Raw genomic sequence first — 22,137 nt, 5'->3', positions numbered from 1 at the left:
CTCTTCTTTTAGCTGATGACTACATTTTATAATCATGGTTATCATTTGAAAATTACTTGTTTGATATGCTACCATACGTTCAATGTATACTGTGAGGTGCAAAATGATAGATAACTACTTATTAGAAGAACTCGTTGCTTTAAAAAAATACGGTACTCTAGCTGCTACAGCTCAACACTTATTGGTGACTCAACCGACAGTTACTCGAGGGATGCAAAAATTAGAAGATGAACTAGGCGTACAAATCTTTGATCGGCAACCTAATCGAATTACTTTGACCAAAACTGGTGAATTGGCTGCTAAAGAAGCTCAAAAGGTCATCGATCGAAATAACCAATTAATCGAAACAGTTCAAAAATATGATTACAATCACAAAAATATCAAGGTCGGTTCAGTTGCTCCTGGTCCTTTGATTTTATTGAAAAAGTTACAATCATCCAAACTAGCTGATGCCAATCTCGACTTAGATCACAAGTTAATGGATACAAAGGATGTTTCCGGAAAGCTTTTGAATCACGACCACTCATTCATTTTGACTAATCAAGAACTCATGACTGACGAAATTGAATCATTATACATTGGAACTGAACGTTTATCCGTCAACCTTAACCAGTTCACACTCTTAGCTAATAAGAAATCAGTTTCATTTGATGATTTGAAAGGTTTGAGTTTCATCGTCCTATCAGATATTGGTGTTTGGAAAAAAGTCGCTGAAGGCAAGATTCCTGATGCTAAGTTTCTTTATCAAGAACAACGTGAGGCTTTTTCTGAAATTACTAAGTATTCCGATTTCCCTTACTTCACAACTAATATTTCTAAAATTGATCCCGATGATACTTTCTCCGACCACGACCAAATCAACGTTCCTATCAGCGATGAAGCTAGTAAAATGGATTTTTACGCTGCTTATTTAAAAACCAACAAAAGGCAAGTTGCACCTGTTCTTAAGACAATGTCTGCTTCTTGGAGTAAATATTTAAGCTAGTCTTTTGAAATTGTGACATTCTATGTTTTAGATTAGATTTATTTTAAGCGGAAATGACTTTCATGTTAAATACTTATGTCCTATTACATTTTATTATGAATATAAAAGAGCCTTGCATTTTCAACTGCACGGCTCTTTTAGTTACTTGTTAATTTAGATTCTGGGATGATTTGCATTCTTATTTCTAAGCCTAGTCCATGTGCATATCGATTTAAAGTTGTTAGTGAGGGAACTGATTCCATCCTTTCAATTTTTGCTAATTGTGGCTGTTTCATGCCAATTTTTTCTGCTAAATATTTTTGACTTATACCTCTTCTAATTCTCTCTGATTGCAAATAGCTTAAGGTATCTATAATTGTCATTTCATCTTCTGGAATAGAGGTGATTGATTTCTTGAATTTTTTCCATGTGGTCATATTATCTTCCTTTCCGATTATACCAATCATCAAGTTTTCTTAATGCTTTTTCTATCTCTTTAGTACTAGTCTTATTCTGTTTTTTAGTGTAATGATGTAGTAAAACAAACTTATTTCCATTCCAAATAGCGTAAAATATACGTTCTGGCATCGGACGCAGTTCCATAATTGGATATCTATATCCCTTTAAGAATTTGGATTGTGGTTCTTTTAATTGATTTCCAAGTAATTCCAACATATTCATTTGATGAATAATTTTTCTCAACAGAATTTTATCATTTTTCTGATTACTCTTATCTAATTGCCGTAGATAATCATCTATTTCACTGAAACCATTTTCATCTTCATAGAAAACTATTTCATATGCCACAAGTTTGCTCTCTTTCTACGTCTATGTTTGAACTAATTTACATTCATAATATAACACATTTGCTAATTGATTCGAAACTGCTTGATTTGACGATAATCATCACCCTTAGTTTCTTCAGCATTTCGCAAATCAATATCATTTTGTAAATTTAAAAAGTATTTATCAGATACTCCAAAAAATCTTCCTAATCTAATGGAAGTATCAACGGTTATTTGTCTCCGGTCATGAAGGATGTCTTGTATTCTAGAAGTCGGTACATTAATATTCTTGGCCAGTGCATATGCAGAAAGATTCAAAGGATTCATAAATTCCTCTTTCAGGATTTCACTAATTTTAGGTGTTGTAATTTTATCCATACACATCTCCTACATTTTTAATTATTTTTATTATACACGTATCTCATGTACATTCAATTTTTTTATACAAAATAAGAGCTCCCAGACATAAAAATCTGAGAGCTCTCTTCTTATCTATTACTAATCATTAGCGTGGACATCAAAAGCATTCAACAACATATCTTCAACACCGGGTGCATCAGGATTGTGCATACCTTTACCATTACGGTCTAAGGCTCTGATTGCATCCATTTCATCTGAAGTTAATTCAAAATCAAAGATATCCTTGTTAGATTTAATTCTTGCTTCGTGAACTGACTTAGGAAAGACGATCACACCTTCTTGATGTTCAAAACGTAGGATAATTTGTCCAACATCCTTACCATATTTCTTAGCTAGGTCATTCAACAATGGTTCGCTGAACAATTCCTTACTACCTTGACCAAGTGGACCCCATGCTTCTAGAGTCACGTGTGCTTTTGCCATAATTTGGCGTAGTTCCTTTTGTTGGAAGTATGGGTCAAATTCAACTTGGTTAACACTAGGCATGTCGCAAATTTAGGAACAAATTCATTCCAAATCTTAGGAGTCATGTTGGAAACACCGATTGAACGAATTTTGCCGGCTTCTTTAGCTTCTTCCATAGCCTTCCAAGCTTCATCAACTTTGCCATATGGTTGGTGAATCAAATATAAATCAATATAGTCTAAGCCTAATTTTTTAAGTGAAAGATCAATCGCCTTTTTAGCATCTTCATAGGCATAATCTTGGAGCCACATTTTGGAAGTTACCCAAATTTGGTCACGAGGGATGCCGCTGTCTTTGATAGCTTTGCCGACTTCTTGTTCATTGAAGTAAGCGACTGCTGTATCAATGTGACGATAACCAAGTTTCAAAGCATCGCTGACTGCCTTATAAGTAGTTCCGTCTGCAGGAATTTGGAAAACACCGAAACCAAATGATGGAATTTCTGTACCGTCATTTAATTTGAATGTAGGAATATTTGTCATGTAATTACCTCTTCTTGTTTATTCGTTGTGACTAGTATAAGACGTAATTCATGATTAAAAAATTACTAAAATAACATAGTAGTATGCATTCACTGTATACTACTTTTCAGCAAAAAGATTCAAAATCTGATTTGCTAATATTTGATCAATAACTCTTTCATCTGCTTTAAATTGAACTAGCGCTCTTACGATAGTTTTTTCTTTTACCATTCCAGAATCAAAGGAACCAGCAATCATTTGCCAAGTTTCTATCGACCAATTTTTCGGTATTTCTAAAGTTCTTGCATATATTCTTGTTTCTAGTGAAACGACGTATGCCATAGCATCAATAGCTTTCATATATTTAGGTAATTTATATTTATCCTTATCAAGCCATAATTTTATGCCATCTTTTATACCATTACGCTCAATTCGTTCAAATTGCTTTCTGCTCCAACGATGATTGTTGTGTACACTAATATGCTCATCTGCAATTTCTTCTAAACCAACTGAAAACCTATCAATGATACTATCCAGATGTTCCGGATGATTCAAAACAAAACGCATTTCTTCTTCAGTAAAGTTATGCTTATCAACTATCTCTTTTGGCAAAAGGCTGTCAATGCCGCCATTATCATTTACTTCTTGAATGAATTTTTCAACTTCAGCCCTATTGTCAATATCAAGGCCACGACGCTGCATTTCTTGATAAACCAATTTGCTAGCACCATAATTTCCCGGGTCCTTAGCGGCTTCCAACATGTCAGCTTCACCAGCTGCTAAATATCTTTTATAACTTTCAACCTTTTTAGAATTAAGTAATGCTCTTTCACCAAGATAATCTAACATTGAAGACATCGCGGGAACAATCAATTTATACTCATCAACACTCAAATCTAACTTCTCTACAAATTGATTTCTCATTACCTCACAAATAACAAATTTGGTCCAAGTTTTGGGAGTTTTCCGGTAAACATTATAGGCACTCTCCGCCATCAACTTCATTAAAATTTCTATCATGCCTTTATCTACACCTTTAGGACGTTTATTCCAAGCTGAGCTTTCTTCATAAAGTTTCAACCATTGTGAAACATAAGTAGAAATGTCATCTGCCACGTGAGGTGTCCATTGTGGTAAATATGGATCTTGATATTCTGGCTCTAAGATAAATCCATCGGTTTCTTCAAACAGAGTTTGTGATTCAATAAGTTGAAGTAAATTATCCATCTTAACAGCTGATATTTTCACCTGTTTAGTTCTGGCCAAAAATTTCAAAACTGCTTTTAAAATCTCATAAGTCATATTGAACCATTCTAAAGAATATTGAGTTTCATCACTTAAATTCTTTATCAATCCCAACGTAAAAGGAGCAATAAAATCAGCATCCCATTTCGTATAATCTCCATGGCCAGTATATTCTGCTGTATCTCCAATACCCTTCACTAAAGCTCGAGCATTTTCTTTGGATTGACTACTCAATCTAAAATATTCTTCACTTTTTAAAAAATCTGATGTTATATCTGATAAATGTCTTTTTTTCATATTTTTTCTCCTAGTGATAGGATACCGAAAGATATCAAAAAGAGATGAAATTTAACTTAAAAATTCCATCTCTTCCCGTTTAATTCTCTATTTTAGAAAAATTACATCCACTATCTTTTTGTTCTAATTTGATTTGTTTAAGATCATCACGATATTGGGCTTCCATATTAAGCCAAAAAGTAGTTGGTATACCTAAAATTTTGGTCAATTTGTTTGCAATCTCAGGCGTAATTTCTATTTTCCCAGTAAATAGTTGCTCGGTATCTTTTTTGTTCATACCTATTTTTTGAGAAAAGTCACTAATTGTGATTTTTCGGTCTACTATTTGTTCGTAAATTGTCGCCCCCGGTGCTACGGCAATTGTGTCTTTCCCATATGAAAACATCCTGATACCTCCGACTAATGATAATCTACTATTTCTATGATACATACAGTCTTACTCACACCATTAACTTTTGTAAAAACCATTCTGAATGGATGTACTAAATCAACTGCGTATTCTCCCATTCTGCTTCCATGCAAAGGATGACATCTTCCAATAGAAAATTCAACTAATTGCTCTACCGTATCCGCTGCTCTAATTTCAACAATTCTTTGCTTAATTTTTAAAGACATTTTGACACCATATCTTCGCGTTGTAATTTTTGGATTCAAACACTCATTTTCTAGTTTCCGGTTCTTAAAAATAATTTTCATCTTTAAACCTATCACATTTAGTCTTCATAACTAAATTACGATATATTTAATTGAATCATTTTTAAACTCTCAAAATACTATCCCAATTCCACATCCTGCGACTCAATCAACTTCTGAAAATGTAATTGTGAAGCATTATTAGTCACTTTTTCTTTGAAAGGAAATTGTGCATCAAAGGCATCCACTTCGGCTTGGTTCACACCATAAACTTTATCTTCAACGTATCTACCCGCACAATCTTTTAAAGCATCTTGATACAATGGAACAACTTGTAGAACTGTCGCAAATTTGTCGTTAGCCATTCTAATATTGTAATTCTTAGCTGGTTCAAATCCTTTTCTACTATAATAATTAGGATCTCCGTACAAAATAATCCCGTTGTAACCTAATTCCAAAGCTAGTTTTTTCGAATGCTCAATCAATCGTCCACCGAGGCCATTTTGTTGATACTCCGGTGCCACTGCCAAAGGTCCCAAGCACAAAATAGAATGTGTTTTGCCATCGTCACCTTGGATTTTATCTTCCAAAAAGGCGGCACAACCGACAATTTCATCATCTACTACTGCGACCGTGTCCAATTCCGATACAAAACGAGGATGTTTTCTAATTTTATTCATCAAATAATGTTCGACACAGCCTGGTTGAAATTCATTCCAAAAAGCGTTGTGCAACATGATTTCTGTTTTCTTATAATCTGATTTTGTTTCTAGTCTTAATTTAATTTGTTTAGTCAATTTTTTATATTCCTTTTTAATTAGTAAATCGCCTCTCAGAATACAAAAAAAGTGCAGTCGACAAACTGCACTTAAGGACTTTTATCAAAATACTTTGATAATATCTGTAAGGCAATTTGGGTACAACAAAGAAAGCTATTTTTCTTTGTTCAAATTTTATAATCCTTACTTAGATACAATCATCAAGCATTTCTCCTGAATTTTTATTATCTTAAAGATAACACGTTGCTCTAGATTTTACCACCGAATACTGGATAAGCACTGGCATCTCCATAGTTCATTTGGTCAATCTTTGCCAAAGTCTTCATATCTTCAGCTGAAATTTCAAAGTCGATATCAGCATTTGACTTCATGTGATCTGGGTTAGCTGTCTTTGGTAGAACGACAACATTTAATTGCCAATCATAGCGAATGCACAATTGTGGAACAGAAACATTGTATTTGGCAGCCATTTGTTTGATTGTTTCATCATTCATAGCAGCACCGTGAGCAATTGGTGAGAAGGCTTCAACAACAATACCGTTATCTTGAGAATACTTAATCAAATCACTTGGTGTATCACCGATATGAATTTGGACTTGGTTAACAGCGGGTTTAGTGTCAGAATTCTTGATCAAATTGTCCAAGTCTTCTTTTTGGAAGCTAGAAACACCGATAGTCTTTAATTTACCAGCTTTAACAGCATCTTCCATAGCACGCCAAGTTTCCAAATTTCCCTCAAAGTGACGGTCATTGCCTTGATTTACTTCTTTCCAAGGTTGAGGATTGTGGATAATCATCATATCCAAATAATCCAAGCCCATCTTTTCCAAAGTTTCATCGATAGACTTCTTAGCTTCATCATAGTTCTTAATTTCAGCCGCAACTTTAGAATTAACGAATAACTTATCACGTGAAATCCCAGCGTTTTTAACACCTTCACCAACACCACGTTCATTGCCATAAGCTTGAGCAGTATCGATGTGACGATAACCGATTTCAACAGCAGATTTAACGGCGTCAGCTACCTTATCATCAGGAATTTCCCAAACTCCTAAAGCTAGTTTTGGAATCTTAACTCCATTGTTCATTGTGAATGTTTCATCAAAAATTGACATAAAATTTCTCCTCTTTGTATCATTTGTATTATATATTTTTATTAAACTTCTTGTCCTGTAGGACGAATTACCATTTCATTAACAGCCATATTCTTTGGTGTATCAATGACAAAAGCTACCGCTTGAGCAATTTCTTCTGGATCTAATGATGTCATTTGTGTTCCTGAAGCTTGCATAACTTTTTCCAAACCGTCATGAACCGCCCCATTATTAACAGACTTATACAATTCTGTCTTAACAGATCCTGGAGCAATAATAGTAGTCTTGATATTATTTTGATGTTCTTCTTGGCGAAGTCCTTCCATGATTGCTCGAACAGCATACTTAGTTCCTGAATAAGCAGCGTAACCTGGCAATACTTCATAACCTAAAACTGAAGATGTTGTAATGATATGACCACTCTTTTGCTTTTTCATAACTGGTAAAGCAGCTGCGATTCCATTGAGAACACCTTTAACATTAATATCGAGCATGTTTTGCCATTCATCTTGTGCAATTTGGTCTAAGTTATTTACCGGCATGATTCCAGCATTGTTGTAAAGAGCATCGACACGTCCAAATTTAGCAACAGTTTGATCGACGACATTTTGAACTTCTTCAGCCTTAGTAACATCAGCTTCAACTGCCAAAATATCACTATCAGGATTTGCTTGTTTGATTTCTTCCAAACGATTCATTCTTCTAGCTGCGATTGTAACCTTAGCACCTTTTGAAGCTAACAATTTAGCTGTGGCAGCACCAATTCCACTTGAAGCACCCATAATTACTACTACTTTATTTTGTAAACTCATTAATTTTCTCCTTTAATAGTTCTAATAATTTGTGCCGGTACACCACCGACGATGGTATTAGCGGGAACATTTTTAGTGACCACTGCCCCAGCACCAACGATAGAATTTTCACCAATAACGACACCTGGTATAACTGTGACATTACTGCCAATCCAAGCGTTGTCGTGAATGTAAACTGACTTTAAATCCAAATGACGTCTCTGCTCAGGATCAATGCGATGATTGACTGAAGCAATCGTGACATTAGGTCCAATCAAGACGTTGTCTCCCAAGTAAATGCCACCCATATCAGTGAACATCGAACCTGAATTGATAAAAACATTTTTTCCAATGTGTAAGTTGCGACCAAAATCAGTCCAAAATGGTAATCTAATTTCAGTCGATGGGTCTATTTTTTCATTAATGATTTGGCTAACAGTTTGACGAACTTCATCACCACTGTGAACACCAGTATTTAGTTCTTGGACTAATTTCTGATTAATCGGAACAATCTTTTCAATCTGTTCATAGGCTTTTGTACCTAGATTCATTTGTGATTTCAACAAAATACCTCGTTTCTCTTAACGGTTGAATTTATTATACGAACTGATTATTATAATGTTAAATACTCATTAATAATGGTTATCTATAACATTTAATTATAATAGAGGTGTGACAATGGATATTAGAGTTTTGAGATACTTTATCAAGATTGCTCAAGAACAAAATATGTCAAAAGCTGCTCGAATGTTGCACGTTTCTCAACCGGCTTTGTCCAGACAGATCAACGAATTAGAAACAAGACTGGGAACCAAGCTCTTCATCCGTGGCAAAAGGCAACTGCAATTGACGCCTGATGGATATTACTTGTTCGAACGAGCTCAAGAAATTTTGGCGTTAGTAAATAAGACCACCTATAATCTTCAAAAACAAGATGTCGTCAGTGGCACACTTGATATCGGTGCTGGTGAAAGTATGGCGCTAAATTGTGTCATGGAAACTATCAAAGATATCATGCACAAGTATCCTGAAGTTCACATTAACTTTAGAAGTGGCGACGCTGAAACGATTCAAGCCGATTTGAGTAGTGGTATCTTAGAATTTGGTATCATCATGGGACACCGTCAACTCGATAATTACAATACTTTACAATTACCTGCCGAAGACCGTTGGGGAATTATTATGAAACGAGATGAACCACTAGCCAGTCATGAAAGTATCTCGCCAAGTCCAAGGTAAAAAAACTTTCCAAGATTGGAGTAACGGCTTGATTGAGCAGTTCAACTTTGTCGGAACTTATAATTTGATCTTCAACGCTGCTTTATTAGTCAAAACTGGTGCTTGTATGGCACTGACTTACGACAAATTAACCGACACGACTTCAATCGATGGACTAGTTTTTCGTCCGTTGAAACCACAATTAACCGAACCTAATACAATTATTTGGAACAAAAGCCGTAACTTACCAACTGTTGGTAAACTATTCTTAGAAACATTACGCAAAAATATCGCTAAAAAGGAAGTTTAATATGGATTTTAAAAAAGTACTCAACAATCGTCATTCTGTCCGTGATTTCAAAGACACACCGGTCAAAATTGATTTAATCAAAGAAATTGTTCAAGAAGCTCAAAAAGCTCCTTCATGGGTCAACTCCCAACCTTGGAAAGTCTACGCTGCTACTGGTAAAACTTTGGAAAATATTAAGCAAGCTTATTTAGACAAAGACTCTCAAAAGGGATATCCTGATTTCCCCGTCATGCACCGAGAAGATTGGAGTAAAGCCGCTCAAACTAATATGAAACAATGGCGTCACGAAATAGTGCACCACTTTGACGACTTTGATCAAGCTCACGAGAAAATGAGTTTTGCTAGTTCTCACTTATACAGCGCTCCGGCTATGCTTTTCATTACGATTCCGAAAAATTCATCAAAATGGTCAATTTTCGATGCTGGAGCTTTCAGCCAAACTTTGATGTTATCCGCTCAAGACAAAGGCCTCGACACGATTCCTAATTACACTAGCGTTCGTTTCCCTGATGTCGTTAGAAAATTTACCGATATTCCTGATGATGAAACTTTGGTTGTCGGTATCGCAATTGGCTACGCACAAGATTCAATCATCAATACTTATCGCTCAAAACGTGTGCCCGTAGATGATATTTTGAAAATTAAAGACTAAAAAAACCTTGCTAGATTGTAGAAAATACTACATTCTAACAAGGCTTATTTTTTTAATCCAACATGAATTTTGTCGCAATATCCAAAGCTTCTTGACGAGAGTTATTAATTTCAAATCCGTGATCTGCATCATCTAACAAATGCAATTTATCATTGGTATAACAGTCATCGTAACGCTTTGAAGCAATATTATTTACTACAGTGTCCTTCAAACCATGAACTAAACAGACTGGTCCGTGATATTGACTGGCAATTTCATAAATCGGCAAAGTTTGAGCTGTTCGTAAGTAAAAACCACCCAATATCAAACCCTTTTTGATAGGTAAAGTATCAGGAATACTTTTTGGATCATAAGTATAGCCTTGAGTGTCACCTTTTAGAGCATCATCTTTTAAAGTTGCGGCTGGAGCCAACAAAGCTAACTTAGCAATTTTTTCAGGATAGTAACCAGCCAACATACTAGCCACAACTCCACCTTGAGAATGGCCCAACAAGTAAATATTTTCGACACCTTCAAGGCTGCGAGCATAATCCAAAATAGCTTTACTGTCAGAAATTTCATTCAAGACTGTCATATCTTGAAAGCGTCCGTCACTTTCGCCATGACCATTGAAATCAAAACGTAATGTCGCTAATCCCTCGGCCACAAAGCGTTGAGATAGTTGATACAATAGTTGACTAGGTTCCATCCCCCGATTAGAAGTAAAGCCATGCATCAAAATAACCAAATTAAATTTATCTGTTTGTGGTTTAACGAAATCCCCTCGTAAAGTTAATCCATCCCGTTTAATTTCTACTTTCATTTTTCCAACTCCTTTTGATTATTCTAATACTAAAAGATATATGATAGAGATAAAAATAATTGTATTGAGGTGGGATAATGGAAAAATTTTTAATCATCGGGGGAACTGGAAATATCGGTTTTCCATTGATAGAGTTCTTAAACAAACAAGCAAATATTCAAATCGTAGCTGGATCACACAATCCTGACAAGGCTCAAGAAAAATTCCAAGGTATGAAAAATGTTGTAGTTAAGAAGTTTGATTTTTTGGACAGCACTACATTTGCTGATGCTTTTGACGGTGTATCAAAGGTTTTCTTCGTACGTCCACCACAATTGGGACATCCTAAACAAGACATGTTGCCATTCTTGCGTTATGTTCAAAGCCAAGCTATCGATCAAATCGTCTTCGTTTCACTATTAGGTGTTGAGAAAAATCCTATGACACCGCACCATCAAATTGAGCAGATGATTCTCAAACTAAATATTCCTTACACATTCATTCGTCCAAGTTTCTTCATGCAAAATCTCGACACGACTCATCTATTTGACATCAAAAATAACCATGACCTCTTCATTCCAGCCGGAAATTCTCGAACAAGTTTCATCGATACTCGTGACATCGGTGAAATTGCTGGTATCACAATGCTCGACGACAAATATCTCTTCCAAAAACTCAATATCACTGGTCCTCAAACCTTGAATTACCAAGAAATTGCCCAAGTTATGACCCAAGTTTTAGGAGTTAACATTACTTATAGCAAACCTAGTCTATTAAAATTTCGCCAAACAATGCTAAAACGCGGCCTCAAAAAAGATTTTGTCAACGTGATGGTGATGCTCTACTTAATTACCCAACTAGGTAACGCCAAAGAAGTCACCGATACCGCAAAAAAGGTCCTCGGACACAAACCTAGAAATATCAAGGATTACGTCGAAGATTATCGTAATTATTTTATCTAAAATCGTATTGAAATATTTATAAAATCAACCTATGATTAAATCATCCTATACTTAGGAAAAAATTATAGGGGGATTTTTTTTATGAAATTTGGAAAATCAGCTACAATCATTGCTGCCTTGGCAATGGCTACTACTGGAGCTTTGGTAATGTCTCAAAAAGATGCCGAGGCTGCCGGAGTTGCCACAGTCTCAGCAAACAAGATAGCTAATTTATACACTGCTAACGGGGCCTTGATCCACAATCGAGCTTTAGCAGCTAATTCAGCATGGGCTGTCGGCAAAATCGTCGATATCAATGATGAAATGTACTATCAAGTAGCTACAAACGAATACTTAAACGCTGCGGATGCTTCATACACTGTTAACGTTCCAACAGTTCAAAAATCATTAGCTGGTAAGATCATTGGTGGTAACGCTCAATTGTATCGTGATGATACTAATTCAATGTCCAACCGTGTTTTAGCTAACGGTTCTTCATGGCTAGTCGGTAAAATCATCGTCAACAAACTAGGCCAATACTTTGCTCAAGTTTCCACACACGAATACGCCGACGGTTTAAATATGGCTTTCAACATGCCAGTTCCTCAAGCTACTTATGTGGCTGACTTTGGTATCAATACTCAAGGCAACACAAATACGAATACAAACACTGATACCAATACAAATACAAATAATAATAACAACACTTCAACTAATGTTGACATTAACAACGATAACAACACTAGTTCCAACCAAAATACTTCTGACTATCAACCTAATCTAAGTCAAATCAACAAGTACTTCGTTGCCTATCTAAATGCCCTTCACAAGGCTAACGGCACAGCTCCAGTCCAACTATCTCAAGACTTGATGAGCTACGCTACACAACGTGCTCAACAACAAGATGGTCTTAACCTTGATCACTCAACAGCTGACAGAGATATGTCTGAAAACCTCGAAGGTGGTGGCTTCGACTACATGAAATATGCTGGTGTTAAATCTGACAAAGATGCTGCCTACTTCATGCTCAAGAGTTGGTACGATGAAGATAATAACTACTCCACACCAGGACAATCCGGACATTTCGGTCACCGTGCTGCTTTGATTTACAGTGGTCCAAATGTTGGTCTTGGAATTACTAACAAAGATGCTGCCTTTGAAGCTGACTGGAATTACGATACATTGAGTTCTTTCCAACAACTTTATAACTTCACGGGAACAGATCCTAATACCAAATTTATTTCTAAAGATGCTATCTAGCAAACACCTGATTGGCGTGTTTTTTAAATAAATGATACAATTGTCTTATAGATAAATATAACTAGGTTGAGCGCAAGCTTTCAAGATAACACTTCCGAGGGTAAGGAAGTTTCTTGAAGTTTGCGCTTTTTTTCGGCCTAAAATTGAAAGGACTGAATTTATGAAGAAGTTTTACCAACAAACTAAAGATGAAGTGTTAAACAAACTCCTAGTTGATGAAAACACTGGTTTAATCAACGACCAAGTCCAACAAAATCGAAAACTCTATGGAGAAAACAAGCTACCCGAAAAGCAAAATGACCCCTATTGGAAGATTTTTTTGCGTAGTTTTAAAGAACCCATCGTTATTGTTTTGTTAGGTGCCGTCATCTTATCGTTTGCTAGTTCCATCTATGCTTTTCAAACCCAACCTAATCCCCAACACGGTTTTGAGTCTCTATATGAAGCTATCGCAATTTTAATTTTAATCATCATCAATGCCTTTTTAGGCTTTTGGCAAGAAATCAGCGCTCAAAAAAGTCTCGATGCCCTGAAAGAAATGAATGACCGTTCAGCGACTGTCTTTCGAGATGGTGAATGGCAAAGTATTTCGACTAGTGAAATTGTCGTCGGCGATTTATTAAAAGTTCAATTGGGCGATTTCGTTGAAGCTGATGTTCGTTGGCTCCAAACTGACGAGCTCCAAGTTATCGAATCCCATCTGACTGGTGAAGCCGATGCCATTCAAAAAAGTACTGACGTCATTAATCAAGATGCTCAACTCGGCGACCGCTCCAATATGGGTTACTCCGGATCAACAGTTGTCAATGGTCAAGGTGTCGGGATCGTCGTGGGAATTGGCGCCAACACTGAATTAGGTAACATCGCCAAATTGATTGAATCGGTCGATGACAAAGTTTCCCCACTACAAAATACTATTAATAAATTAACTAAAACTTTGATGAAAGTTTCTGGTGGAATCGTAATTTTAACTTTTATCATCGGCATCATTCGTGCTGGAGAATTGAGTATCAACTCTATTACCTCAGTATTATCAACTTCAATTGCCCTAGCAGTGGCATCTATTCCTGATGCTTTACCTGCTGTTTTATCAATTGTTTTAACTATCGGTGCCAGTAAAATGGCCAAGAATAAAGGTCTCATCAAATCACTCGACAGTGTAGAAACGCTCGGTAGTACTTCCTACATCTGTTCCGACAAAACTGGGACTTTAACTCAAAATGAAATGACTGCTACGAAATTTTACGATGGAAATGCCGTCTTCGATGTTTCCGGATTAGGTTACGCTCCAACTGGACAGATCACTAATCCGGACGGTATTAAACCTAAGAATTCAGTTTTCTTGACTGGTGCAGTTCTTTGTAACGAAGCCGTGATTAAAGAAGAAGACGGCGAATTCAAACCTTTTGGTAATCCAACCGAAATTGCCTTGAACGTCTTAGGACAAAAAGCTGGTATCACTAAAGATCAGTTATTAGAAAATAGTGAAATTGTTCGGACACTGCCTTTTACTAGCGACCGTAAAATGATGAGTGTGATTGTTAAAAATAGCGACGGTTATCAACTTTATACTAAAGGTGCCCCCGATGTGTTATTGAAAAACAGCCAAGATATCATTTTGAATGGCGAAAAGGTTGCTGGACTCGATGCCCAAAATAATTTTATGGAAATCGTGAATTCCTTTGCCCATCAAGCCTTACGAACTCTGGCCGTTGGAGTTAAACCTCTGTCGAAGAAGCAAGCTCTAGCTAGTACTACTGAGGAATTAGAAACTGACTTAACTATCGTCGGAGTGGCCGGTATCATCGATCCTCCACGTCCTGAAGTTAAACAATCCGTCAAAGAATTGCACGATGCTAATATCGAAGTCGTGATGATTACTGGAGACCATGCCAATACTGCCCGTGCTATCGCTTTTGACCTCGGCATCATCAAATCAAAAAACGCACCAGTCATTAATGGTAGTGAAATCGAAAAAATGTCTGATGATGAACTGTTCAAGAAAGTTCCACAGACTAACATTTACGCTCGCGTTTCTCCAGAACACAAACAACGTATTATCAAACAACTTCAAAAACACCACCAAGTTGTAGCCATGACTGGTGATGGTGTCAATGATGCACCAGCTTTACGAGTAGCTGATATCGGTATCGCTATGGGAATCAACGGTACTGAAGTTACTAAAGACTCAGCCGACTTAATTCTTTTAGATGATAAATTCACTACGATTGAGAAATCAGTCAAAAGTGGTCGAACAATTTATGCTAATATCAAGAATTTCATGCGACATGAATTAACGACTAACGTAGCTGAAGTTTTGGCTTTATTGTTAGGCTTACTTTTATTCGGCCAAACAGTCGGGCAAGTTCCTGCCGATACACCAACTTTGACTGCTTTAATGGTCTTGTGGGTCAACATGGTCAGTGACGCCCTACCTTCATTTGCTTTAGGATACGACGTGGCCGAATCGGATATCATGAAAGAAAATCCCCGCGATCCTAATGAATCCGTCTTAGCTAATCACACTTGGTCTCGAGTATTGATTCGAGGAACCATCATGGGGGCTATGGTCTATCTTGGTTTCTTATGGGCTGCTAACTTCGGCTTAAACAGCGACGAGGCTCAAACAGTTGCCTTCTTAACACTAGTTTTCGGTCAATTGTGGCACGTCTTCGATGCTAGAAGTTCTCACACTTTATTCAGAAGAAATCCTTTCAGCAACCCCCGTCTTCTTGTAGCAGTGTTGTTTGCTGGAGTGACTTCTATTTTGGTAACTATTTTGCCATTCTTCAATTTAGTTATGGGAACCGCTACTTTGCCAGTTTGGATCTATTTAGCAGTAATCTTCGTTCCTGCTTTACCAACGTTGATTTTGTCCGGTTTGAAAGAGATTTTTAAGATTAAAATTTGGTAAAAATAAGCTGATAGATAAATTTCTATCGGCTTTTTTGTGTAAAAAAGAACCATACCATTGAGGCATGATTCTTAAAAATTAATTTTTATACCAAACAGATGTGTCTAGATGAACACCATTTTCTTGTTTGAACCATTCATTTGTAGCGACACGGTAATACGTTGAATCATCGTAATCGATTGCTACTTTATCACTGAGCCATGAGGTCTTCTTTTCTAGTGCACGATTGCTGTTAGTGTTTTTTTGAATGTCATAAAGGTTGTAGTAATCTTTTGTTTCATCAACATTCACAATCATTTGTACATCCTTAACGAAAATAACATCATGTGAATCGATCCATTCGCCAGTCGCAACTCGGTATTGTTTGACACCGGTACGATTGTTGACACGATATTGATCAGTTATCCAACCAGAATCTTCAGACAATGCACGGTTTTGAATCGTTTCGTTAGCGTGGTTATTCAAAGAATAATACTCTTGTGTTTCTTTAGTAAGAACTACACCAGGGTCTTTGTAATAAGTCCACTCATCTTCGGTATCATTGCCGTTGTCGCGGAAATAGACATCATTAGCATCAATCCATTCACCTGTCGCAACTCGATATTGTTTGACACCGGTACGATTGTTGACACGATATTGATCCGTTACCCAACTAGAATCTTCAGACAATGCACGGTTTTGAATCGTCTCATTAGCGTGATTGTTCAAAGAATATGTTGGCTCTGTTGTCTTAGTTGTTACCACACCGGCATCTTGATAGTAGGTCCATTCGTCTTCGGTACCAGTATTATTACCCGTATTTGTTGATGAACCACCACTACTATGATGTTGGTTAACTGTTATTGCACGCATAAAGGTAACTGTCGGATTTTCAGCATCATGATTTACTGTTCCATTCAATGAATCAAAATTATAAGCGTAGTCAGCATTATCCGTTAATGGAATCGTAACTTTTTGATAGTAAGTTCCCGCTTTAGCAAAGTTACCATTCTTATCTACAACGTCAGATAACTTATTGCCTTCCTTATCATAAAAGCCATCAAAAGTTGGATCTGATTTAATAAGGGATACTTTATCTTTACCCGTTAAAGTAATATCAGCTGGATTCTCAACGGATTTAGCTGTCGATGAGGTTCCCGTAGTCGTTGAAGCATCCTTAATATTATCTCTTGGAGTTAAAACTTTAGCGGTGATTTTTTGATTAACAGTTACCGAATTTTTATCCGAACTTACATAGCCTGGTAATTTACTAAAATCATAATATTCAGATACACCTGCTAATAAACTAAATGTAACCTGACGATAATAAGTCCCTGGTCTCATAATCTTGAACCCAGAAGCATAATCTGATTTTTCACCAGCAGTTCCATCTACATTTACATTGTAATATTCGGAAGAGAATGAAATACCATTATTGTTTTCTTTATCAACTAAACTGTTTGGATTAGTATCTGTTAAATCATAATCTTCAGTATTAGATAAAGCACTGTCCTTGTCACCAACTGTTACATCTACGTTCAAATCTTGAATATTATTACCCTTATTTGAATCGTCCGTCCAGTTTACCGTACTACCATCATTTTTATTAACCGTAATCGGTTGAACATAAGTAATAGTACCATCTGAATTTTTAGTAATATTAGGGTCATTAAACTCATAGCTTTCAGCAGATAAATCCGTTGGCTTAAATGTTATAGCACGGTAATAAGTTTTTGCTTTATCAAAAATACCGTTTTTAACAGGAGTATTTAAATTGCTATCTTCATATACGGTATCAGATTTAACTTCTGTAGGGATAACTTCTGTATCAGTCTTCAAAACATAACTAGAACTATCAGGTAACTTATTGATAGAATCCCTTACCGTAATCTCTGGTACAGTTACTGAATCTACTTTAGCAGCAATTGGATCAACAGTGATTTTTTGAATATATGTGACTTCATCATTTTCTGCGTCTATTTTTTCAGCATTTGGAAAACTATATTTATATCCGTCACCTTCGTTGAGTTTGAAAGTAATAGTTCTGAAGTAGGCGCTCTTAGTCAATCCATTAGTAGTATCAGCAATCTTGGATTCATCACCCTCTAAAGCATCTTTTTCTGATTCATAATAGTCTCCAATTGTTACATTAGATACAATTGAATTAGGATTATCCGAATCAGAGACATCTTTTATATCATAAATTGTAGAATCATTTAATTTTGTTCCATCAATAGAAGCACCATCACTTGGTGTCCCAGCTATTACGGTCAGATCATTAACATTTTCTGATGTTTCTTTGGGTTCAGAAACTATTACTGGTTGTGCATAATAATAATAATAAATGGCTGTTCCATTTATGTGAGCCTTAATATTTTTTGATACTAATTGATATCCTACAGGCAATAAATTACCTAATACCATTCCTCTTGTGCGTAGAATACGATAATATGCTCCCGGCTTTACAAATTTTCCGTCCGTTATAATATCGTCATTAATTCTAATCTTATTAATTGTTTCATCGTCCGGGATAGTTTTATCAACTTTAAATTCGGCTGCATTTAAAGCATCAGAAATACTTCTGAAATAGCTTATTGTTTTATCAGCATTTCTATATATAGTAAATGACATTGGTGAATCCCCCAACTTTACTTCTTCCTCAGTGTCGGCTTTAACAGAATATGGAATATTGTTTTCATTAGTTACTAACTCATCACTTACATCTGTACCTAGAGGTACATTAAGAGAATCCACATAAATATCAACATCATGACGGTGAACTGTAACCTTTTGCACATAAGTTACACTATTTCCATTGCTATTATATCCAACAGCATTCTCTAATTCAGGAAGATTATAAAAACTCGGATTTTTTGGCAAAGTGTAGGTTACCGTTCTATAACTATCTCCATTATTTGTATATAATCCATTCTTAACTACTAGTGAATTGGGATTGGATCCCTTCAAAGCATCTTCAGCCTTACCATAATAAGAAGTTCCTATTTCCACATTACTACTAATTATATCTCCACTCTTTGTACTAATTTTTAATTCATCAGTATTAGTATTGACGGGATCCATATAATAAACATTAACATCAGGGATATCTACAGTTACATCTATTTTTTGTGTAGGATCACCTATATGAACTTTTTGAATATAAGTAACTGTATTATTATCAGTATTCAACACATAATCTTTATTTTCTTCCGTACCAAACTTATTAGTATCAACAGAACCAGCAATTAAATGAAATGTTATTGTACGAAGATAATTCCCTGATTGAATAAAGTTTCCGTCACTATCAGTTACATTAACTGAACTATCTTTATCATTATTTAAAACTTTACTTGAATCAGTATCTTCGGAATAATAATTATCACCAAAGGTAATTCCTTTATTGGCGTCAGAATCATTTATTAATGAATTTCCATTCTTATCATTTAATGTATTAGTGTTATTTTCTCTTTCTGAATCTTCTTCAGATTTTGCTGAACTATTAAAATCTGCATTAGCAGTCGAAATATTCTTAGTGACGTCTGGTCTATTATCTTCTGAAACTGAAACTAATCTAGTAAGGGTCAATAGTCCTTTTGACTTATTTATAACAAAATCTTCATTCTCTGTAGTTTCATTACCATTTATTGTAGTTTTATATACTGGTACAGGTTGATTTGTATTAGGATCATTCTCACCGCTTAACATTGCAGAAATTGCGGCATCATCATTTGTACCATTCTCAAGTTTATATGAAATTGTTTGATAATATTCTCCTGGTTCAGATACCGTTCCATCAGAAGAAATTAATCCTGTTTCACCTTGATCAGTCGCATCAGGATTAAAATCTGAGCTTTCTGCATAAGAAATTGCATCTGAACTATTTTTAAACAGATTCTTACCAAAAATAGGTGTTCTTTCTTTAGAATCGCTACTATTTTCCGTAGATTTATCAACTATTGATAAATCATTGCCGGTACCGTCAAAATCTGAAATTGAGGTACCAACTCTTGCTTTAACATCATTCTTATTAATATTGAATTGACTTTGATATAATTTAAATTCAAAGCTTGTTAAACTTGGATCCAATCTATCTAATGTATTTGGAGTATATCTTGTTTCATTCTTATCAGTTGTTAATCTTACATGAAAAGTCAATGGAAACGGAATAGATCCAGCTTCAAAATTACCTATTGCAGTTTGATAATCATCCAAATTTTGAAGCTTAACCGGATTACCATTACCATCCACAACTTCCATGGATACTAAAATATCCCTAAAATAATATTTACTATCATATTCCGTTGAAAAATTATTATCAAATTCTGCCCTACCAGACTGGCTGTTCAACAATTCAATATTTTTATCATCCTGAAAATCTTTAAATTTTGCAGGATTTTCTGGATCTAAGTAAGAAAACATATGACCTGATTCGGCTTCAGAACCGCCAGGCACATAATCTTTTTTCCCTTTTAAAACACTTACAAGTCCTGAATAATCAGACACATACTGATTTTCAAATTGATTTTTAAAAGTTGTAAAATATGCCTTTGTAAAATCATCATCAGAATTGACTATTGAATCCCCTTGTATATCACCATAAAGAGTATTGGGGTTATAAGTTGCGGCAGCCACAATATTACTGGGGATAATTTCTGGAATCACAACCGGAGCTCCAGCAGCTAACAAAGCTACTGCAATTGCACTACCAATATATTTAACATTCTTCTTCATAGAAAAACCCCTCCGTTTTTCAAAAAACTTTAATTAATCTCAATAACATATATAAAAATTAAAAAAGTTACTTCACTTGAGGAATCCGAATGAAATAGCCTAATTAGCATAACAGCGAATCTTAGAAACATTCTAATACCTTGATAATAACACTTATTATGAAAATGGTTGCATCCAATTTATAACTTTATAAATAAAATAAATCATAAATATAATGTACAAATATCACTATGATATATAAAAATTATATTCAACAAAAAACCACTCAATTTTCAAATATCAAAAATTAAGTGGTTTTATTATTTTTCATATGTTAAATATGCGATACCATTTACTTTTTTAGCTGTTACTAAGTTGAATTCTTTAAAATTAGTCTTATCGGAAAACAACGGAATGCCTTTGCCTAAGACAATTGGAACGATGCCAATTTGATAAACGTCAATTAAATCGCTATTAACTAGTGGAGCAATCACGCTGCTGCCACCGACGATCCAAATATCCTTTTTCGATGATTCCTGTTTCAGTCCTCGAATTAAATCTTCAACATCCTCATCAATAAAATGGATATTACCAACATCGTCCCCGGGATGTCTAGTCATAATATAATTTTCAAAACTATCGTACGGATAATTATTGGGAGATAGCTTGTTGGCAACTTGATCATAAGTCTTGCGGCCCATAACTACTGTATCGACATGCTTGACGAGTTTTTCATACTCACGATCTTTCGTTTCCCCTGAAGTAAAATCATTATCAATCAAATAGTCGATATTGCCATTTTCTTCCGCAATATATCCATCTAAAGTTTCCGCAATAAATAGAATAACTTTTCGTGCCATAACCCAATCCTCCAATCAGCTTTCTTAAACATAATTATATAGCCAATCAAAGGATTATCCGATAATTATTTCTTTACATTCCGTATTTTATTCTTTAGTAAAGTGCAACGAATAATCAATATTCAATTTATCAGCTGACGTCTTAACAAATTTCTTAACTGTCGTTTGATTGTCAGGAGTATCATCCTTTAATCTAACCAAAATCAAAGCCTTGTCGCTCTTATTTTTCTCGACTAATTGACCGATATAAACTTTCTCTACAATATCTGGATATTCTTTGGTAATTTGACTCTTTAATTTCAATAGATTCTTATCGCTACTACTTGTTGTCGTTTGAGTAGTACTGCTCTTCTCTTGGTCGACATACTTCTTGAAGGCATTGACACTCAAATAATTACCTTTCGAAAGTTGTTGAAATTGTAATTTGTAATCACCCAATTGATAGTCGCTCAAACGATTATCCAGACTACTGATTTCTGACTTGTTCAAATCATCCCCGATAACGACCAACTTGATTTTTTTATCCTCGAATTGCTTATTGACCACGTACAAACCGGGTAATTCATTATCGATAAAAC

21 protein-coding genes and 1 pseudogene are annotated in these 22,137 nt (G+C 35.4%); 7 read left to right on the top strand and 15 right to left on the bottom strand.

Going from position 1 to position 22,137, the window contains the following annotated elements; translation table 11 throughout:
• The first annotated feature begins 103 nt into the window (after window positions 1–103).
• The gene (locus tag LF20184_RS01255; RefSeq protein ID WP_010018859.1) at window positions 104–985 is read left to right on the top strand and encodes a LysR family transcriptional regulator; all 882 of its coding nucleotides are present in this window, start codon (window positions 104–106) and stop codon (window positions 983–985) included.
• Between the two features lie 137 nt (window positions 986–1,122).
• Here the strand turns inward: LF20184_RS01255 and LF20184_RS01250 are convergent, their stop codons facing one another.
• The 11 genes and pseudogenes from LF20184_RS01250 to LF20184_RS01200 all read right to left on the bottom strand — a co-directional run bounded on the left by LF20184_RS01250 (window position 1,123) and on the right by LF20184_RS01200 (window position 8,497).
• Window positions 1,123–1,401 (bottom strand): type II toxin-antitoxin system RelB family anti-toxin, encoded by a 279-nt coding sequence (locus LF20184_RS01250; RefSeq protein WP_010018861.1) that lies wholly within the window; start codon window positions 1,399–1,401, stop codon window positions 1,123–1,125.
• Between the two features lies 1 nt (window position 1,402).
• The gene (locus LF20184_RS01245) at window positions 1,403–1,771 is read right to left on the bottom strand and encodes a type II toxin-antitoxin system RelE/ParE family toxin (protein WP_010018863.1); all 369 of its coding nucleotides are present in this window, start codon (window positions 1,769–1,771) and stop codon (window positions 1,403–1,405) included.
• A gap of 62 nt (window positions 1,772–1,833) precedes the next feature.
• A complete protein-coding gene (locus LF20184_RS01240) occupies window positions 1,834–2,127 on the bottom strand; it encodes a HigA family addiction module antitoxin (RefSeq protein ID WP_010018864.1) in 294 nt (97 codons plus the stop codon).
• Between the two features lie 120 nt (window positions 2,128–2,247).
• Window positions 2,248–3,116: pseudogene (locus tag LF20184_RS01235) on the bottom strand (aldo/keto reductase).
• A 99-nt stretch (window positions 3,117–3,215) separates the two neighbouring features.
• A complete protein-coding gene (locus LF20184_RS01230) occupies window positions 3,216–4,637 on the bottom strand; it encodes a hypothetical protein (protein WP_010018865.1) in 1,422 nt (473 codons plus the stop codon).
• 79 nt (window positions 4,638–4,716) lie between these two features.
• The gene (locus LF20184_RS01225) at window positions 4,717–5,022 is read right to left on the bottom strand and encodes a helix-turn-helix transcriptional regulator (RefSeq protein ID WP_010018866.1); all 306 of its coding nucleotides are present in this window, start codon (window positions 5,020–5,022) and stop codon (window positions 4,717–4,719) included.
• A gap of 14 nt (window positions 5,023–5,036) precedes the next feature.
• Window positions 5,037–5,333, bottom strand: a complete 297-nt coding sequence (locus tag LF20184_RS01220; protein ID WP_029606458.1) for a type II toxin-antitoxin system RelE/ParE family toxin — start codon at window positions 5,331–5,333, stop codon at window positions 5,037–5,039.
• Window positions 5,334–5,410: 77 nt separating this feature from the next.
• Window positions 5,411–6,067 carry a GNAT family N-acetyltransferase gene (locus LF20184_RS01215; RefSeq protein WP_010018868.1) on the bottom strand — a complete coding sequence of 219 codons (657 nt, stop codon included), beginning with the start codon at window positions 6,065–6,067 and terminating at the stop codon, window positions 5,411–5,413.
• A 230-nt stretch (window positions 6,068–6,297) separates the two neighbouring features.
• Window positions 6,298–7,164 (bottom strand): aldo/keto reductase, encoded by an 867-nt coding sequence (locus LF20184_RS01210; RefSeq protein WP_010018869.1) that lies wholly within the window; start codon window positions 7,162–7,164, stop codon window positions 6,298–6,300.
• Between the two features lie 41 nt (window positions 7,165–7,205).
• Window positions 7,206–7,955, bottom strand: coding sequence for an SDR family oxidoreductase (locus tag LF20184_RS01205; RefSeq protein ID WP_010018871.1), 750 nt, complete (start codon window positions 7,953–7,955; stop codon window positions 7,206–7,208).
• Window positions 7,955–8,497, bottom strand: coding sequence for a DapH/DapD/GlmU-related protein (locus LF20184_RS01200; protein ID WP_010018873.1), 543 nt, complete (start codon window positions 8,495–8,497; stop codon window positions 7,955–7,957). The genes LF20184_RS01205 and LF20184_RS01200 overlap by 1 nt, the downstream gene beginning before the upstream one ends.
• 115 nt (window positions 8,498–8,612) lie before the next feature.
• Between LF20184_RS01200 and LF20184_RS01195 the strand changes: the two genes are divergently transcribed.
• From LF20184_RS01195 to LF20184_RS01190, 3 genes are read left to right on the top strand one after another with little or no spacing between them, the layout of a single operon-like run.
• Window positions 8,613–9,173 carry a LysR family transcriptional regulator gene (locus LF20184_RS01195; protein ID WP_235699458.1) on the top strand — a complete coding sequence of 187 codons (561 nt, stop codon included), beginning with the start codon at window positions 8,613–8,615 and terminating at the stop codon, window positions 9,171–9,173.
• On the top strand, window positions 9,145–9,462 hold the full coding sequence (locus tag LF20184_RS12915; RefSeq protein ID WP_235699459.1) for a hypothetical protein: 318 nt from the start codon (window positions 9,145–9,147) through the stop codon (window positions 9,460–9,462). The genes LF20184_RS01195 and LF20184_RS12915 overlap by 29 nt, the downstream gene beginning before the upstream one ends.
• Before the next feature lies 1 nt (window position 9,463).
• Window positions 9,464–10,114, top strand: a complete 651-nt coding sequence (locus LF20184_RS01190) for a nitroreductase (RefSeq protein ID WP_010018874.1) — start codon at window positions 9,464–9,466, stop codon at window positions 10,112–10,114.
• Window positions 10,115–10,166: 52 nt separating this feature from the next.
• Here the strand turns inward: LF20184_RS01190 and LF20184_RS01185 are convergent, their stop codons facing one another.
• Window positions 10,167–10,916 (bottom strand): alpha/beta hydrolase, encoded by a 750-nt coding sequence (locus LF20184_RS01185; protein WP_010018876.1) that lies wholly within the window; start codon window positions 10,914–10,916, stop codon window positions 10,167–10,169.
• A 77-nt stretch (window positions 10,917–10,993) separates the two neighbouring features.
• Here LF20184_RS01185 and LF20184_RS01180 point away from each other — a divergent pair, with 77 nt between their 5' ends.
• The 3 genes from LF20184_RS01180 to LF20184_RS01170 all read left to right on the top strand — a co-directional run bounded on the left by LF20184_RS01180 (window position 10,994) and on the right by LF20184_RS01170 (window position 16,010).
• Complete coding sequence (locus LF20184_RS01180) at window positions 10,994–11,857, top strand: NmrA family NAD(P)-binding protein (RefSeq protein WP_010018878.1); 864 nt, start codon at window positions 10,994–10,996, stop codon at window positions 11,855–11,857.
• Window positions 11,858–11,938: 81 nt separating this feature from the next.
• A complete protein-coding gene (locus LF20184_RS01175; protein ID WP_010018880.1) occupies window positions 11,939–13,096 on the top strand; it encodes an SLAP domain-containing protein in 1,158 nt (385 codons plus the stop codon).
• A 160-nt stretch (window positions 13,097–13,256) separates the two neighbouring features.
• Complete coding sequence (locus LF20184_RS01170) at window positions 13,257–16,010, top strand: cation-translocating P-type ATPase (RefSeq protein ID WP_010018881.1); 2,754 nt, start codon at window positions 13,257–13,259, stop codon at window positions 16,008–16,010.
• 78 nt (window positions 16,011–16,088) lie between these two features.
• Here LF20184_RS01170 and LF20184_RS01165 read toward each other — a convergent pair whose 3' ends face one another.
• The 3 genes from LF20184_RS01165 to LF20184_RS01155 form a co-directional block, all read right to left on the bottom strand.
• Window positions 16,089–20,720 carry a hypothetical protein gene (locus LF20184_RS01165; RefSeq protein ID WP_010018882.1) on the bottom strand — a complete coding sequence of 1,544 codons (4,632 nt, stop codon included), beginning with the start codon at window positions 20,718–20,720 and terminating at the stop codon, window positions 16,089–16,091.
• A 299-nt stretch (window positions 20,721–21,019) separates the two neighbouring features.
• Window positions 21,020–21,559, bottom strand: coding sequence for a dihydrofolate reductase family protein (locus LF20184_RS01160; protein ID WP_010018883.1), 540 nt, complete (start codon window positions 21,557–21,559; stop codon window positions 21,020–21,022).
• Window positions 21,560–21,646: 87 nt separating this feature from the next.
• Entirely contained in the window at window positions 21,647–22,105 is a 459-nt protein-coding gene (locus tag LF20184_RS01155) for a hypothetical protein (protein ID WP_050783070.1), read from the bottom strand.
• Between the last annotated feature and the right edge of the window lie 32 nt (window positions 22,106–22,137).

Origin of the sequence: Companilactobacillus farciminis KCTC 3681 = DSM 20184 (genome assembly GCF_002706745.1) — a bacterium.
Classification (GTDB): domain Bacteria; phylum Bacillota; class Bacilli; order Lactobacillales; family Lactobacillaceae; genus Companilactobacillus; species Companilactobacillus farciminis.
The sequence above is the reverse complement of the archived record's forward strand: the minus strand, read 5'-3'. Positions and strand labels throughout refer to the sequence as shown.

Bases quoted from the DNA above. Each gene is read 5' to 3' on its own strand.
- LF20184_RS01255 (WP_010018859.1), top strand. From the start codon at position 104: ATGATAGATAACTACTTATTAGAAGAACTCGTTGCTTTAAAAAAATAC.
- LF20184_RS01250 (WP_010018861.1), bottom strand. From the start codon at position 1,401: ATGACCACATGGAAAAAATTCAAGAAATCAATCACCTCTATTCCAGAA.
- LF20184_RS01240 (WP_010018864.1), bottom strand. From the start codon at position 2,127: ATGGATAAAATTACAACACCTAAAATTAGTGAAATCCTGAAAGAGGAA.
- LF20184_RS01230 (WP_010018865.1), bottom strand. From the start codon at position 4,637: ATGAAAAAAAGACATTTATCAGATATAACATCAGATTTTTTAAAAAGT.
- LF20184_RS01225 (WP_010018866.1), bottom strand. From the start codon at position 5,022: ATGTTTTCATATGGGAAAGACACAATTGCCGTAGCACCGGGGGCGACA.
- LF20184_RS01220 (WP_029606458.1), bottom strand. From the start codon at position 5,333: ATGAAAATTATTTTTAAGAACCGGAAACTAGAAAATGAGTGTTTGAAT.
- LF20184_RS01210 (WP_010018869.1), bottom strand. From the start codon at position 7,164: ATGTCAATTTTTGATGAAACATTCACAATGAACAATGGAGTTAAGATT.
- LF20184_RS01205 (WP_010018871.1), bottom strand. From the start codon at position 7,955: ATGAGTTTACAAAATAAAGTAGTAGTAATTATGGGTGCTTCAAGTGGA.
- LF20184_RS01195 (WP_235699458.1), top strand. From the start codon at position 8,613: ATGGATATTAGAGTTTTGAGATACTTTATCAAGATTGCTCAAGAACAA.
- LF20184_RS12915 (WP_235699459.1), top strand. From the start codon at position 9,145: ATGAAAGTATCTCGCCAAGTCCAAGGTAAAAAAACTTTCCAAGATTGG.
- LF20184_RS01190 (WP_010018874.1), top strand. From the start codon at position 9,464: ATGGATTTTAAAAAAGTACTCAACAATCGTCATTCTGTCCGTGATTTC.
- LF20184_RS01185 (WP_010018876.1), bottom strand. From the start codon at position 10,916: ATGAAAGTAGAAATTAAACGGGATGGATTAACTTTACGAGGGGATTTC.
- LF20184_RS01180 (WP_010018878.1), top strand. From the start codon at position 10,994: ATGGAAAAATTTTTAATCATCGGGGGAACTGGAAATATCGGTTTTCCA.
- LF20184_RS01175 (WP_010018880.1), top strand. From the start codon at position 11,939: ATGAAATTTGGAAAATCAGCTACAATCATTGCTGCCTTGGCAATGGCT.
- LF20184_RS01170 (WP_010018881.1), top strand. From the start codon at position 13,257: ATGAAGAAGTTTTACCAACAAACTAAAGATGAAGTGTTAAACAAACTC.
- LF20184_RS01165 (WP_010018882.1), bottom strand. From the start codon at position 20,720: ATGAAGAAGAATGTTAAATATATTGGTAGTGCAATTGCAGTAGCTTTG.
- LF20184_RS01160 (WP_010018883.1), bottom strand. From the start codon at position 21,559: ATGGCACGAAAAGTTATTCTATTTATTGCGGAAACTTTAGATGGATAT.